At 71.9% G+C, this 14,801-nt stretch carries 12 protein-coding genes; 1 reads left to right on the top strand and 11 read right to left on the bottom strand.

Features of this window, described 5'->3' with window-relative positions; translation table 11 throughout:
* Positions 1–161: 161 nt before the first annotated feature.
* The 4 genes from ACH4YP_RS12075 to ACH4YP_RS12090 form a co-directional block, all read right to left on the bottom strand.
* Positions 162–1,601 (bottom strand): VCBS repeat-containing protein, encoded by a 1,440-nt coding sequence (locus tag ACH4YP_RS12075; protein WP_398490460.1) that lies wholly within the window; start codon positions 1,599–1,601, stop codon positions 162–164.
* An 11-nt stretch (positions 1,602–1,612) separates the two neighbouring features.
* A complete protein-coding gene (locus ACH4YP_RS12080; RefSeq protein WP_398490461.1) occupies positions 1,613–3,070 on the bottom strand; it encodes a VCBS repeat-containing protein in 1,458 nt (485 codons plus the stop codon).
* 142 nt (positions 3,071–3,212) lie between these two features.
* On the bottom strand, positions 3,213–4,691 hold the full coding sequence (locus ACH4YP_RS12085) for a VCBS repeat-containing protein (protein WP_361067855.1): 1,479 nt from the start codon (positions 4,689–4,691) through the stop codon (positions 3,213–3,215).
* 189 nt (positions 4,692–4,880) lie between these two features.
* A complete protein-coding gene (locus ACH4YP_RS12090; RefSeq protein WP_398490552.1) occupies positions 4,881–6,185 on the bottom strand; it encodes an FG-GAP repeat domain-containing protein in 1,305 nt (434 codons plus the stop codon).
* A gap of 169 nt (positions 6,186–6,354) precedes the next feature.
* On the opposite strand from ACH4YP_RS12090, the gene ACH4YP_RS12095 reads away from it, so the two are divergent.
* Positions 6,355–6,675 carry a hypothetical protein gene (locus ACH4YP_RS12095; RefSeq protein ID WP_398490462.1) on the top strand — a complete coding sequence of 107 codons (321 nt, stop codon included), beginning with the start codon at positions 6,355–6,357 and terminating at the stop codon, positions 6,673–6,675.
* Between the two features lie 91 nt (positions 6,676–6,766).
* Here ACH4YP_RS12095 and ACH4YP_RS12100 read toward each other — a convergent pair whose 3' ends face one another.
* From ACH4YP_RS12100 to ACH4YP_RS12130, 7 genes are all read right to left on the bottom strand, one after another.
* Positions 6,767–8,725, bottom strand: coding sequence for an NADase-type glycan-binding domain-containing protein (locus ACH4YP_RS12100; RefSeq protein WP_398490463.1), 1,959 nt, complete (start codon positions 8,723–8,725; stop codon positions 6,767–6,769).
* Positions 8,722–9,279 carry a phage tail protein gene (locus ACH4YP_RS12105; RefSeq protein WP_269654298.1) on the bottom strand — a complete coding sequence of 186 codons (558 nt, stop codon included), beginning with the start codon at positions 9,277–9,279 and terminating at the stop codon, positions 8,722–8,724. The genes ACH4YP_RS12100 and ACH4YP_RS12105 overlap by 4 nt, the downstream gene beginning before the upstream one ends.
* Positions 9,276–11,243 (bottom strand): putative baseplate assembly protein, encoded by a 1,968-nt coding sequence (locus tag ACH4YP_RS12110; protein WP_361067843.1) that lies wholly within the window; start codon positions 11,241–11,243, stop codon positions 9,276–9,278. The genes ACH4YP_RS12105 and ACH4YP_RS12110 overlap by 4 nt, the downstream gene beginning before the upstream one ends.
* Positions 11,243–11,674 (bottom strand): GPW/gp25 family protein, encoded by a 432-nt coding sequence (locus ACH4YP_RS12115; RefSeq protein WP_361067841.1) that lies wholly within the window; start codon positions 11,672–11,674, stop codon positions 11,243–11,245. Before ACH4YP_RS12115 ends, ACH4YP_RS12110 begins: the two co-directional genes overlap by 1 nt.
* An 85-nt stretch (positions 11,675–11,759) precedes the next feature.
* Positions 11,760–13,637 carry a VgrG-related protein gene (locus tag ACH4YP_RS12120; RefSeq protein WP_361067838.1) on the bottom strand — a complete coding sequence of 626 codons (1,878 nt, stop codon included), beginning with the start codon at positions 13,635–13,637 and terminating at the stop codon, positions 11,760–11,762.
* A complete protein-coding gene (locus tag ACH4YP_RS12125) occupies positions 13,637–14,359 on the bottom strand; it encodes a LysM peptidoglycan-binding domain-containing protein (protein ID WP_361067835.1) in 723 nt (240 codons plus the stop codon). The genes ACH4YP_RS12120 and ACH4YP_RS12125 overlap by 1 nt, the downstream gene beginning before the upstream one ends.
* A gap of 14 nt (positions 14,360–14,373) precedes the next feature.
* Positions 14,374–14,799, bottom strand: a complete 426-nt coding sequence (locus ACH4YP_RS12130; RefSeq protein WP_143640083.1) for a phage tail protein — start codon at positions 14,797–14,799, stop codon at positions 14,374–14,376.
* Between the last annotated feature and the right edge of the window lie 2 nt (positions 14,800–14,801).

The following is a 14,801-nucleotide window of genomic DNA, read 5'->3' on the forward strand; positions in this document are numbered from 1 at the left end:
GAAGGTGTGCCCGGCTTCGGATGTATGGCTGGTTCAGGACATATGGCCGGTGCACAGGAGACCTCTGGAGGTGCGCGAGGGTTGTACACATCTGGCGAACATGTGTGCGTTCGTAGGGCGTGCCCCGACCGAGTCCTCGTCGGGGCGCACCGGTGCCGGGATCAGGGTGCGAGCACCGAGGACCAGTTGGTGTAGTGCTCCTTGGGGAGCCCCACCGTGTTGCCCATGACGCTGTACGAGTTCCTGAGGGCCGGGCCGCTCGCGGTGCCCTTGAACACCCAGATGCCACCTGTGCTGTTGTTCTCGCCGGACGCGCCGATCACGAGGTCGGGCCTGCCGTCCTTGGTGAGATCCGCGAGGCGCACGGTCGAGCCGAAGGTGTCACCCTTCTCGGTGGCTCCCGGGACGGCGGCGGAGTTCTGGGTGATCGTGGTGGAACCGGCGCCCGTGGGCCCGCCCGCCCGGCCGGGGACGAGGATCACCGACCCGGCGTCCCGGACGGAGCCGAGGTTCTCGCCGGGTACGCCCACCGCGATGTCGCCGAAGCCGTCGCCGTTGACGTCCGCGACGCTCACGTCGGCGCCGAAGTAGTCGTTGGACTCCGCGGCGCCCGGTACGCCCGGGGTGTCCTGGTGGATCAGGATCGGCTCGGCGGCCGGGTCGACACCGCGGGCTCCGCCCGGCCAGACCGCGATCTGGCCGCCCTTGTGGCCGGTGCCCTCCTGCGGCGTCCCGTCGATGACCGTGTCGGAGGGGTCGCCGACGACCAGGTCGCCGTAGCCGTCGCCGTTCACGTCGCCGACGGCCACGTTGTCGCCGTCGGTGGACAGCGGAGGCTGCCGTGTCGACGGGGCGACGTACACACCCCCGGAGGGGTGGTCGGACAGGCCCACGCTGACGGCGATCTCCTCGGGGCGTCCGCTGCCGTCGAGGTCGCCCAGGGCCGTGTCATCGAGCGAGGGGGTGTCCGTCCCCAGGCTGTGGGCGGCCGGCTTGCCGGTCCGGGTGAACGGGCCGGTCATGCCGATGCTCGCGCACCAGCCCGCCACGGAGACCCGGGGGCGCCCGGGGGCGGCCTTCGGATTGACCGCCGCGATTCCGGTGCCGTACGAGCAGCCGCTGGTGTCCCCGTCCGCGGACGGGCTCGGCGTCGGCAGGACCGCGCTGTTCTTGAGGCCCTGGGCGCCGCCCCACAGGACGGTGACGCTGCCACGGGTGCGCGCTCCGGTCACGTCCTCGTAGGGCGCTCCGACGAGCAGGTCCGCGTAGCCGTCGACGTCGAGGTCGGCGGAGGACACCGAGTGGCCGAAGGCGTCGTACGCCTCCGCCGCGCCCTCGACTCCACTGCTGTTCTGGGAGATCAGCTGCTTCTTGCCCTTGCCGGGTCCGGACGCCGAGCCGTACAGGACGACGACGGCGCCTGCCCCCGACCTGCCCGAGACGGTGGCGTCCGGGGCGCCCACGACGAGGTCCCGGTAACCGTCCCCGTTGAAGTCGTCCGCGAACTTCGCCGGAGCGGCGAAGGCTTCGGGTGCCAGGGCCAGCGGGGTGACCCCCGCCGCCAGGAGGGCGGTGAGGGTCAGTGTGGTGCGGATACGCATGTGGTGTCCCCTCAGTTGGTGAGGCCCGCGCCGAACGCGCCGTACGTGTAGGGCAGGTTGAACGCGCCGGGGCCGAAGCCGCGATCGCCGTTCGGGGAGATGCCCGTGCCGTCGGAGAGCATCGCGGTGACCGCGCCGACGCCCTCGCCCTCGAAGGAGGCCGAGACCGTGTAGTCGGCCTTGCCGTCGGCCGTGACGTCGGTGAGGAGGACGTCGGAGCCGAAGTAGTCCATGGGCTCGGCGCTGCCGGGGACGCCGGAGGAGGCCTGGGAGAGGGTGCGGGCGCCGGTCTCGGAGACGCCGTCCGCCGAGCCCTGGAGGAGGACCGTGGAGCCGGTGTCCTCGATGGTCTCGATGTCCTCGAAGATGACACCGACGGCCAGTTCGCCGTAGCCGTCGCCGTTCACGTCACCGATGGAGAGCGCGCTGCCGAAGCCGTCGCGCTCCTCGTCCGCGCCGGGCACGCCCGGGGAGTCCTGGGTGAGTTCGGCCATGGGCGCGTCGCCGTTGACCGGGCCGCCCGCCGAACCGCGGATCACCGTCACCTTGCCGCCGAGGCTGCCGGAGTGGTCGTCCTCCGCGGTGAAGACGTTGCCGAGGGCGATCTCGCCGTAGCCGTCCCCGTCGATGTCACCGATCGCGATGCTGGTGCCGCCACCAAGGCCGCGTGGCACGGAGGTCTCCAGACCGGCGGACGTGCCGAGGTACGCGACCCCCTTGGACCAGCTGTTGGGGCCGTCCCCGGTCAGCTCGGTCCGGTACGTCAGCACGAGGTCGGCCTTCCCGTCACCGTTCGTGTCACCGGCCTTGATCGCGTCGGCACCGTACGGGGTGGTCTCGGGCAGCGCGATCCGCTGCGCGGTGCCGGTCGTGCCGGAGCGGGTGAAGCCGCCCTTGACGACGTACGCGTGCGAGGCGGTAGTGCCCGCGGCCAGGTCGGCCCTGCCGTCGCCGTCGAAGTCGCCCGCCGTCAGGACGCGGCCGAACTCGTCGTGCGTGGTGGCCGCCGGGTCCTTCACCGTCGTACCGCCCGCGACACCGCTCGTGCCGCCCCACAGGACGGCGACCGTGCCGCCGTCGACGTCGCTCTCGACGTCCTCGCCGGACGCGCCGACCGCCAGGTCCGCGTAGCCGTCGCCGTCGAAGTCCGCGACCGCGAGCGCCGAACCGAAGGTGTCCTCGGCCTCCGGGGTGCCGGGCACACCGGCCGAACTCTGGTCGATCACCGTGTGGTTGGCCGGGTCGAGCCCGGTCGCGCTGCCGTAGACGACGGCCACGTACCCGGCCATGACCTGGTCGCCGACCTTCGCGTACGGCGCGGCGAAGGCCACGTCACCGAAGCCGTCCCCGTTGAAGTCGCCCTTCAGACCCGAGGGAGCGGCGGAGGCGGTCGCGGGGAGCGCCACCAGCAGCCCGGTGCTGAGGGCGGTGGTGAGCGTCGTGGCGATGAGGAGGGAGCGCTTGCGCAAGGGAGGTCTCCGGTAGTGGCAAGGCGAGGGCAAGTGGTGTCTGAGTCCCGGCGACACGCCGTGCATGCGGCGTGTCGCCGGGACTGAGCGGACACTTACCGCCTCGGCGGGGGGCGTCGGGTGGTGAGAGGGCTGGGCGGGGTCAGTCTGCGAAGTTGACGCCGAATGACGGGGTGCCCGTTGTCGACACACCCGCGCTGCTCGGCGAGACGGACCGCGAGCCGGTCGTGGTGATCTTCGCGCCGTTCGACGGCAGGTACAGCACCGCGCCGTTGCCCGCGTTCTCGTACGAGCCGGCCAGCAGGTCGGCCTTCCCGTCGCCGTTGACGTCGTCGAGCTTCACGTCCGCGCCGAGCTTGTCGTTCTTCTCGTCGCTGCCGGGCACACCCGCGGTGCTCTGCGCGAAGTACTGCGTACCGGAAGCGGTGTTGAGGCCGTTCGCCGAGCCGTACAGGACGGTGACCGCGCCCGTGTCCTTGACGGAGTTCAGGTCCTCGCCCGCGGAGCTGACGACGATGTCCTGGTAGCCGTCGCCGTTGATGTCGCCGAGGTCCAGCTCGTAGCCGAAGAGGTCGTCCTTCTCCGAGGCGCCGGGGACGTTGCCCGAGTTCTGGGTGATGCCCGTGGTCGAGCCCGGGCCGCCCGCGGTGCCGTAGGTGATGTTCACCTTGCCGCCGAGGGCCGAGTCCGGGATGGTCGTGCCGTCGGGCGTCGTGCCGTTCCAGTACGCGCCGGAGACGATGTCGCCGTAACCGTCGCCGTTGACGTCGCCGATCGCGGTGATCGCGCCCGACTTCACGATCTGCGCCGAGGAGACGGCGAGGCCGCTCGCGGTGCCGGGCACGTAGTAGTTCCTGGCCCAGCCGTAGTCGGTCCCGGTCTCGAAGCCGTCGACGACCAGGTCGGTCCTCTTGTCGCCGTTGACGTCGCCCGCGGTGAGGTTGATCGGGCCACGGGCGTCGCCGCCCGACTGGATCGGGGGCTTGAGCGTGGACCGGCCGCCCACCGCGGTGCCGGACGCGCTGATGCCGCCCTTGTAGACGTAGACCGTGCTGGAGGAGTTGCCGACGGCCAGGTCGGCCTTGCCGTCGCCGTCGAAGTCGCCGGCGGCGAGGTTCTTGCCCCAGTAGTCGTGCGCGCCGACCGCCGGGTCGGCGACGGTGACGCCCTTGCCGGTCAGGCCGCTCGCGGAGCCCCACAGCACGGCGAGGGTGCCGCCGTTGGTGTCGCTGCCGACCTTCTCCAGCGGGGAGGACACGGCGAGGTCGTCGTAGCCGTCGCCGTTGAAGTCGGCGTACGCGGTCTCCGCGCCGAAGGCGTCCCCGGCCTCGGCGGTGCCGGGGACACCGGCGCTGTTCTGGCTGAGCGTGGTCCGCTTGGCGGCGGACACTCCGGTGGCGGTGCCGTACAGGGTGACGAGCTGGCCCGCGGTCTTGCGGCCGTTCACATAGGCGCCCGAGGCCGAGAAGGCCACGTCGCCGACGCCGTCGCCGTTGAAGTCGGCGTGCGGCACGGTCGTCGAGTCGGCGGCCGTTGCCGTCACCGCCGAGAAGGTGAGCAGACCCCCCGTCAGCGCGGCGACGGACGCCGTCGCGAGGGTGAGTCGCAGATGCTTGTGCATGCCGGATTCTCCTGCTGCATGCGGGGGCGCCTGGCAGGGCGCCCGCAGTCAATGGGGTGCGTACCGCTCGCATTCGCCCGGAGTTTTCCTGGGCTTTACGGGCAGTTGGCGATCAGAAGACCCATGAGGAGGGGGCAGGGTTGTACGGGAGGCGGGAGTTTTTTCGAGTGACTCACGAAGGGTGTTCCCTCAGCTGTCCATACCCAGGAACTCCGAGGTGGAGAAGGTGAGTTCGGGGTCTCGTGTGAGGAGGCCCTTCTTCATTCCCGCGTACACGGCGATCGTGTCCTTCGTGTCGCCGCGGTACGTGCGCACGACCAGGTCGGCCCGCCCGTCCCCGTCGAAGTCGGCGACCTTCAGCACGCGGGTGGTCCCCCGGGCGGGCGGCGGCACGGTGACCATCCCGGCCTTGGACAGACCCGTCGTACGGCCCTTGAGGATCCGCAACTCCGAGCCGCTGGAGACGAGTTCGCTCAGCCCGTCCCCGTCGAAGTCCCCGGAGTCCAGGACGGTACCGGCGATGTCGAGCCGACCGCGCAGGGTGCCCGGAACGTCGTAGCGCAGCGCGGTCCCGGTCATCGAACCGATCGCCGCGTCGAGCCCCTTGCCCTTCCCGAACCGGCCGAACGCGACGTCGACACCGCTCGGGAGCGCGATCGCGGTACCGGCGGGCCCGGTCGGTCCGCCCGGGAGCAGAGAGGAGGCGGACGCCGAGGCGGCGGAACCCTCGGCGGTACGGACGAGCAGGTCGTCGTAGCCGTCACCGTCGACGTCCACGGCCGGTGGTGCGGGTACGTTCCCGGGCGAGGCGAGCGGCGCACCGGCCGCCTTCGGGGCGCCCTTGCGCGTGAACGGCCCGCGCAGATAGCTGAGTCGGCCGTCGGAGGCGTGCACGACGAGATCGTCGGCCTTGTCCTTGTTGAAGTCCCCGCACACCGGCTGGTCCGGCCAGTCGTTGCCGAAACGTGCCTGCGGGGGAATCACCAGCTTCACCGCCTTGCCGGCCAGTCCCCGGGCCGAGCCGAAGAGGATCTGCAGCGGGACCGGCGGCTGTCCCTGCCCGTCGTACGGCGGGTCGGTCGAGACGACGAGGTCCGTGTACCCGTCCCGGTCGAGGTCGCAGCTCGCCTCGGCGTCGAAGACGGCGGGCAACTGCCCCTTGGCGGCGGCTGCGTTGCGGGCGGCGCTCAGCAACTGCCGGGCGCCGGGGGCGAGTCCGCGCGCCGATCCGTAGACGATGCCGATTCCGGCGTCGTCGCCGTGGCTGTCGCGCTTGACGAGATCGTTGAGAACGAGGTCCGGGTGTCCGTCCCCGTTGAAGTCGTCGGCCGCCTTGCTGCCTCTGCCGAGCGGCACGGGGAGCCGGGCGGGGGCCTTGGCGACGGTGAGGGAGTCGTTCCTTCCCGCCGAGTCCCCGTCGCTCTTGCCGGAGGTCGGGCCGCATCCGACGGCGAGGCCGCCGCCGAGGACGCATACGGTCAGGGCCGCCACCATCCGCGTACTCACTCTTCGCCCACGCACCGTGAACCTCATCCGACCCGGAAACAACAACGCCGGTCATCATGCACTTGTTCGAGCCGAGGGTAAACGGTGGTAACACGCCATCGGCCCGGGAAGTGTGGCCGAACCTCACCGTCGGCCTCGTGGCGTGAATACTGGGCGCATGCGGAAGTCCCTGCCGGCCGTGCTGGGCGTGAACCTGTTGCTGGGGGTACCCGGCGTCGTTCCGGTGTGGCTGGTGTCGTACTTCGCGGTCAACTGGCCGCTCAAGGCACTCGGTTGGACCGTCGGCGAGCCCACGGAGAACGACGGCGTGCTGCCCTGGCTGCTGGTCGGCGGGCCGGTGCTGCTGCTGTTCGGCCTGGTCTGGTGGCTCGCCAACCGCCCGCTGCGACGCGGGTCGGCCCTGGGACCCCGCGTGTACTGGCCGGTCGGTGTCCTGATGACCCTGGTGCCGTCGTTCGCGCTCATGGTTGTTCGGTGAGAGTGGGAAACGTGACGGGTGCTTCACGGCTTGGGCCGTGGAACCCGGCTTTGGGCCGTAGAGCATGTTCCACGGCCCAAAGCCGGGTTCGTCAGGAGCTGTTGCTGTTCGAGCGGGTGAAGAACTCGATCTCCGCGATGGACACCTGCTTCTTGGCGTCGGCGGCGTAGGCCGACTTCACGGTGAAGCGCACCGCGGTGACCGCCCCGACCCGGAACTTGCGCCGCTGGCCGCCCGCGCTCTGGTCCAGGTTGATGATCCGGGTGGTCTTCTTGCCGTCGGCGGTGGTGATCCTGGCCTCGATGCGGTGCGGGAGGGCCGACTGCGAGAGCTTGTCCGGCTGGGTCGACACACCGGAGGTGATGACCAGGTCCAGCAGCCGGGTCGGCTGGGCGAACCGGGCCTCCAGCCACTGCCCCTCGCCGGACCCCGAGAGACCCGGCCCCCACCAGGTGTTGCTGAGCTTGTCGAAGGCGAGTTGCGCACCGTGTCCGGAGTACGAGCGCGACGCCTTGACACTGTCCGGACCCACCGCGGCGCGCTTGGCGAAGTGATCGCGGGTCGCGTCGACCCCGGAGCCGATGTTGAGCACGAGCGTGACGATCAGGGCGAGTACGAGGCCGCCGACGACCCAGTTCATGACGGCCCCGAAACCGCGGCGCAGCCGGGGGCGGTCGCCGGCCCACGGGGTCTGCGCGACGCCGAAGCCCGGTATCCGGCGCCACCAGGGCTGCCGGCCCGGGGCCGTCGGCCCGTCGCCGGACATCGGCATGGCGCAGCGGCCGCAGTAGTGCCGGTCGGGGAGGTTGGGGGTCGCGCACCAGGGGCAGGGGGTGCCGCCCTGCGGGCCGAACTCGGGCCCCGGGGCGCGGACTTGGGGGCGGTTGGCGACCGGGCGGCCGGGCAGTACGGGCGCGACGGCGGGGGACGCGGGCGCGCGGGGCTCGGGGTCGCTCACCGGGATGAGGAGAGACCTGGCCCGTTCGGCGGTGGAGTCGGAGGAGCCGGCGGCGCCTGTGGAGCCGGAGAGACCTGTGGAGTGGCTGGAGTGGGTGGAGTCGGTGGACGGGTGGTGGCCCCGGCTCGCGGTGGTCGGCACCGGCTCGATGTCGGCGGTGTCGGCCATGTCGTCGGGGTGGATTTCCGGGCGGGTGTCCGGTCGGGCGTTGTCCCGCGCGCCGGGGGAGAGGTCGAGGGAGCTGTAGGAGGCCGGGGCGGCGGGGGAGTTCGTGTCCCACTCCTGGAATCCCGTCGGCTCCGCACCGGTGGACGCCGCGTGGGCGGAGTCCGGCTCGGTGGAGGGGTGGTCGTACCGCGGCGGGGAGGACGGCGCGGCGCCGGAGCCCACGGGCGCGGCGGGCGACTGCCATGTCCCGGCGTGCCCGGAGCCGTTGGCGCCGTCCGATTGCCATGTCCCGGCGTGCCGGGAGCCGTCGGTGCCGTCCGATTGCCGTGCCCGGGCCTGCCCGGAGCCGTCGGTGCCGTCCGCCTGCCGTGTCCGGGCCCGCTCGGAGCCCTCCGCGGTGTTCGGCTGATGGGGCCCGGCCGCCCGCTCGGAGTCGGGCGTGGTGTCCGTGCGTCGTGCCCCGGACCAGTCGGCGGCGGCCTCGCCGTCGCCGGACCGGCCGGTGGAGCGGTCGGAGTCCTCGTCGTCAGGCCGGGGACCTGCGTTCCGCGCCAGGCGGACACCGGTACTCGGCCCGGCGGCTCCGGCCTGCGGCCACCCGGCCTCGTCATCTCCCCGTCGGCCACCGCCCGGTCCGGGCGTTGCCGCGACGGCCGGGTCGTGGGCCGTACGGGCAGTGCCCGTTCCGGCCCCGGGGTGGGCGAACGCGTCCCATCCCGGCTGGTCGCCCGAGCCACCGGCCCCGGCGGCGGCCTCCGCGCGCACGGGGTCCCTGCGAGCCGCGTCGGCCCGGTCCGGGCCGCCGGACCAGCCGAGTACCGCACCGCAGGAGTCGCAGAAGGACTGGCCGGGCTCCGCCCGGGTGCCGCATTCGGCGCAGCTGCGGGCGGGCTCCCGTCCTGTGCCGGAGTTCTGGCTGGTCATCTCTCGGGAGTCCTTTCGGCGGCGGTCACCTGGACCGTGTACGGCATGTGGGCGGGGCGGGCGGCCGCCACGAGGCTGTCGAGGCGGTGCTCGTCGGCCCGGGTCGGGTCGGGCAGGCGGAGCGTGACGTGCAGGCGCGGGCTGCGGTCGCCGGGAACCGGGCCGAGGGGCCGGGCGTTCCAGGCGGCGCCGCCGCTCTCGGTGATCTCCGGGGTCACACCGAAGACCAGGCGTATCGCCTCGGACAGACCGCGGCTGGTGCCCCGTACCCGGTGCAGATACGCGGCGGCGGCGACGGCCGCGCGCAGCCGGTCGTCGGGCTCGGTGCCGTCGGTCTCCGCGCCGACCCAGCCCGCCAGCCACCGGGTGAAGTCCACCGGGGCCAGGGCCGGGGTGAAGTAGGAGTCCAGGCAGTCGAGGACGGCCAGGATCGGCGCGAGCACGTCGTCGAGCCCGCCGACGAACCGCTGGGCCAGATCGTCGTCGGCGAACACGGCGGGCAGCGTCATGCCGATGGGCGCGGAGGAGCCGAGGCCGTCGATGGAGCCCCTCACGGCCGGTCCCCGATCACGCGCACCCGGTGGTCGAAGGAGAAGACCAGGGACGGGGGCTGGAGGTCGATGCGGTTGGTCGCCTCGCCGCGTTTGCCGGTCAGGGGGTCGGCCGGGTGGAGCTGGACCTCGTCGACCAGCTCGACACCGGGTACGCGCTGGAGCACGGCGAAGACCTCGCCGGACTGCACGGGACGCCCGAAGGGCCAGCCCTGCCCGTCGGCACCGCCGGTCAGCGGGTCGAGGTGGCGGTAGAGGGCGTCGTGCGCCTGACGGCGGACCCGGTCCGTGTCGGTGCCGCGGAACGCGTGCACCGTGGCGACCACCGTGACGCCCTGGTAGAAGGGCGGGCCGACCGCCAACCGCGTACCGATGAGGCGGCGTTCGTCCAGGTAGTGGGTGATGCGGCGCAACAGCGCGTCGCCGGGCACCAGTTGCTCGAAGCGCAGCCGGCCGCCGGGGTCGGGCACGGCCTGGGGAACCACCAACACCCGTACCGCGTACGCCCCGTGCTCGCCCTCGTCGCCCTCAAGGCAGGTGATCCGGGCCGTCTCGGGGGCGGCCCGGCGGGCGAGCTCCTCGTAGTCGCGCAGGGTCACCGCCCGCTCCTGGGCGCGCAGGGTGATGGGCGCCCTGGTCTTCGCCTCCTCCACCGTCTCGCCGTCGACCCCGCCGCGCGCGGCCTCCCGGTTGACGACCTCGGAGACGTACGGGACGGACGTGCGCAGCACCTGGACGGCGCCGCGGGCGACGTTCCCGGTCCGGCCGCCGCCGGTGCGGTAGCGCAGGGCGCGGATGACGGCGCCCTTGGGGGCCACCGCCCCGTACTGGCGCAGGGTGCCGTCGGGTTCCCGTACCGCCGGGCCGAAGGCGATGTCACCGGTGGAGGCGTCCAGGGTGATGTGCCGGTCGTGCGGGGTGGAGGCGGCGAAGGACGGCACTGTTTCCCAATCGGACCAGCCGGTCCCGCCGTCGTGCTCGGCGGTCTGCAGCACCACCGGAGGGGTGTCGCCGACCACGGGGGCGTGGGCGAGGCGCAGCCGCTGCCCGGGCAGACCGGTGGACTCGCCGAGCGCCTCGTCGTACACCGTCTCGGCGTGCACGGCCGTGGTGGTGCCGCCGAGGGTGAACGCCTCCGCGGAGCGGACGGTCGGGGAGGTGGTGTAGAAGGGCTGGTCGGGCAGGGGTTCGGTGACCCGGCAGCGCAGCCAGCCGGCCTCCTGCCCGCCGGTGCGGGACAGGGTGTGCCCGCCGGGGATGTGCAGGACGACCTCGCCGGGCCGGTTCAGGCCGCCGGTGCCGTCCCGGTCGACCTCGCACTCGGTCCAGCCGTCCTCGGTCCATGCCTCCCAGACCAGCGGCGGCTGCCGCGGGTCCACGCCGACGCCGTCGACCCGGCTGTCCAGCTCCATCCCGACCGCGCAGTGCGGCACGGCGGCGCTGAGCCCGAGCAGCATGCAGTCCCCGGGCCGCGGGGCCTCGGAGAAGCACATGACGTCCTTGCCCTCGGCGAGGTCGGCGGTCCGGTCGGCGACGGGCTCACCGCTCCGCTGGACCACGAGATGCCTCAACTCGCAGGGCACGACGGTCAGTTCGTGCTCGGTCGCGAAGACCGCGGCCTGCTCGCTCTCGGTGCGGGTGGTGGCGACCTCGGTGCCCACCGGCAGGAGGATCGGCTCCTCCTGCGGCGCGGAGAGCCAGAACGTGACGTCCGTACGGGCCGCGGAGGGCGGGAAGAGGGTGATGCCCACCAGATCCAGGAACGCCAGGTGGTTCTTCTCCGGCACCCGGTTGAGCCGGTAGACGATCTGGTCGGCCATGTGGGCGACCGTCTCCACCAGGGTGACGCCCGGGTCGGAGACGTTGTGGTCGGTCCACTCCGGGGCGCGCTGCTGGATGTAGCGCTTGGCGTCGTCGACGAACTGCTGGAAGCGGCGGTCGTCGAGGTTCGGGGAGGGCAGGGCCATCAGCGGTCGCTTTCGGGAGCCGGGTCCGGCTCGTCGTGGGAGGGGATGACGTAGAACGGGAAGACCAGGCTGCGCGGGTTGTTGGTGCCGCGGATCGAGTAGCGGACGTCGATGAAGAGCACGCCCTGCTCGGTCTCGCCGCCGGCGGTCACCTCGACGTCGCTCACCTCGATACGCGGCTCCCAGCGGTCGAGGCTCGTGTACACCTCGTGCTGGATGCGGCCGGCGGTGGCCTCGTTGACCGGCGCGAACACCAGGTCGTGGATGGCGCAGCCGAACTCCGGGCGCATCGGCCGCTCGCCCGGCGCGGTGGCCAGTACGAGCCGGATGGCCTCCTCGATCTCGCGCTCCCCGCTGACCAGGGCGATGCCCCCGGTGGGGCCGATGCGCAGCGGGAAGGCCCAGCCGGATCCGACGAACTGCTCGGCCATCAGTGGGCCACCCGCCTTCTCCTGGTCGTCTCGGTCCTGCTTCTTGTGTTTCTTTCCTGCGCGGACGGGGCGTACGTCTCGGCCGTCACGGGATCGGGTACGGCTTCTTGTTGACCGTCACGATGCCCATGAGGTCGACGTTGACGGCCCGGATGCCCACCTGGCCGACGGAGCTGACCTGGACGGTCCCGACCGCCTTGAGGCTGAGGGCACCCACCGCGTCCACCGCCACGGCCCCGCCGAGCGACTTGACGTTGACGTTCCTGCCCTGGATGTTGAGCAGTCCGCCGCTCTTGATGGTCAGCCTGCGCCGCGCGCTCAGAGTCAGGTCGGTGCCCGCCTCCACCGACACCGATCTGCTGCCCGTGATGCTCACCGTGCCCTTGCTGTCCACGGTGATCTCGGTCTTGGTGCGGTCGAGGTTGATGGTCAGTCTGCCGTCACCGCTGGCGACGCGTACGCCCTGGTTACGGGCGCCGGTGGTCTGGCTGAGCAGGTCGACGCGGTTGCCCTGCCGGTCGGACAGGGTGTGCCGGATCGCCTTCTTCCGCAGCCCGTCGTGCAGCGGGACGTCCGTGACCGGGGTCGGCTCGTCCTTGCCGTTGTAGAGGCCGCCGATGACGAAGGGGTGGTCCAGCGCGCCCCGGTCGAAGGCGACGAGGACCTCGTCGTCCACGTCCAGCGGGAAGATCCCGCCGCCGCCCTTGCCGCCCAGCTGCGTGACCCGGGTCCAGTCGCTCTCGTACTGGTCGTCGAGCCAGGGGAACTGGAGCTTGACCCGCCCCTGCTTGTCCGGGTCCTGGACGTTGGTGACGATGGCGTTGGCCACGCCGGGCATGCGGGGTTCGGCGGCCGAACCGCCCCCGGAGGCGAGCCCGTACAGCGAGCGCCACTGGCGTCCGCTGAAGGTCACCCAGCTCTCGTAGTGCTGCCCGTCGCCGAAGACGTGCCGTACGGACGTGGCGGTGTACTTGCCCTGGAAGGGTTCCCCGACGTCGGACAGCGTGACCGGGACGCCGGGCCGCAGCTTGGGGTTGCCGCGCACGGCGACCTCCAGCTCGGCGAACGAGGAGGTCACGTCGTCGGAGAGGGACTCCGCGGCGAACTTGACCTCGGCCTGCTTGTCGTAGGGCGTGCCCGTCTCGACGAGCGTGGAGGTCTTGAACTTCTTGGCGGCCTCGCCCGGGGCGGTGCCGATGCTGACACCGGGGTTCTTGGTGGCGAGCGACATGGAGGTGAGCTTCTTCTTCGTGGTGATGTCCCAGCCGCGCGCCTGGACCTTGCCGACCTGGTCGGCGGCGGTGACGGCGGCCCGCAGCCGCAGGATGTCCCGGCGGGCCTGGAGGACGAACGGGCTCTTGTCCCCGTCCGTACCGACCGCGGGCGCCCCGGAGGCCGGCTTGGGCTTGGCGAACTCGAACTTCCCCTTCGCGTTCACCGACATGACCACGCCGTTCTCGTCGGCGAGCCGGGAGAGGAAGTCCCAGTCGGTGACGTTGGCCTGGCTGATGAACTCGTACACGGTCTTCGTCGCACCGATCGAACCGAGCTGGAGACCGTCCTCCTTGGCCAGCTTGCGGGCGATGTCCGCGGCGCTCTGGTTCTTGTACGCGGCCACCCGGCGGCGGCGCACCAGGCGGTGCCCGGCGTCGTAGCCGCGGACGACGGTGAAGGTGCCGGTGCCGTCGTAGTCCGCCTCCAGGCCGGTGACCTCGCCGGTCAGCAGCGGATCGGCGGCACCCTGGCCGTCGGCGATCGGGGTGAGCACGACCTTGGACCCGAACCTGATGCCCAGCTTGGCGAGGACCTCCCGGTCCTGGTCCCGGAAGGTCAGCCGGAACGCGGCGGGCACGCCCGCGCCCTGGTCGACCCAGCCGTCGACGAGCATCGGGGCGTAGTCGTCCGGGAGCGGTTTGCCGTCGATGGTCACCTGGATGAGCGTGGAGTACGCGGGCTGCACCATCAGGAACGCACCTCCTCGGCCGAGGGCATCAGGAGTTCGGTGCCCGTCCGCAGATCGGCCGGGTTGTCGATGCCGTTGACCTCGGCGATGGCACGCCACGCGGCGGCGTCGCCGTACTCGCGCCAGGCCAGCGACTGCAGCGAGTCGCCCGCGACGACGCGGTGCACGCGCTGCGCGGTGAGCGCGCCCGAGGTCGGGTTCTGCCCCTTGGCCTTGCTGGGGATCTCGTGCAGCGTCACCTGGCAGGTCGCCCGGATCGGCACACCGGTCGTCCCGAACAGCGAGTAGTTCGCCTCCACGGAACTCACGTACGCCGTGAAGCGGGCCGTGGAGAACGACCCCCACTGGAACACCACCCAGGGCGGCGAGGGCTGCTTGGCGGCGATGCTCTTCGTCGTCGTCTCGCAGCAGCCCATCAGGGACTCCACCTTCTTCAGCACGGAGCTGCTGTTCGGCCGGAGGGACGAGTCCAGGAAGATCTCGACCGTCATCTCCCGGGGCTCCGGCCCCATGAACTCCGGGACGTTGCCGTCGCGTACGGCCGCGGTGGGCGTCGTCTTCCACTGGGCGCGGCGGCTCAGCGTCAGTTGCGCCGGATTGAAGTCCAGCTTGAACGTCTTGATCAGAGCGCCCGGGGTGGTGCTGGTGCCGACCGGCGGCTCGTGGATGGCCAGTGTGGCGCGTACGAGGCTCTTGCCCGCGCCCTTGCTTCCCTTTGCCATGTGCGTGCCGCCCCTCAGTCCGTGAACCCGTGGTGGGTGATTTCCAGGACCTCCGTGGCGACGGCCGGGCTGGCCGGGTCCAGGGAGGGGCCCTGCCAGCTGACCGGGAGTACGTCGATCAGCCCCCAGCGGGCCACCTCCGAACCGTCCGCCCGCAACGCGGCGATCTGCGCGGTCGGCCGCTTGACGCCGGTGGTCACGGAGGAGATCCAGGCCGCGACCTTGGTGGTGTCCGGGGTCAGCGGGCGGGTCAGCCGGATGTTGGAGAAGGTGACACGCGACGGCAGCTGCCACACGAACCCGTTGTTGCCGCCCTCCTGGTGCTGCTCGATCTCCACCGCGGACGAGAGCCCTTCGCACCCGTTGAAGTAACCCAGGCTCTCGCCGTCGATGGTCAGGGTGAAGAAGATGGTGGAGCCCGGGTCGAGATCGCGGGACATCG

Origin of the sequence: Streptomyces sp. NPDC020747 (assembly GCF_044334695.1) — a bacterium.
Taxonomy (GTDB): domain Bacteria; phylum Actinomycetota; class Actinomycetes; order Streptomycetales; family Streptomycetaceae; genus Streptomyces.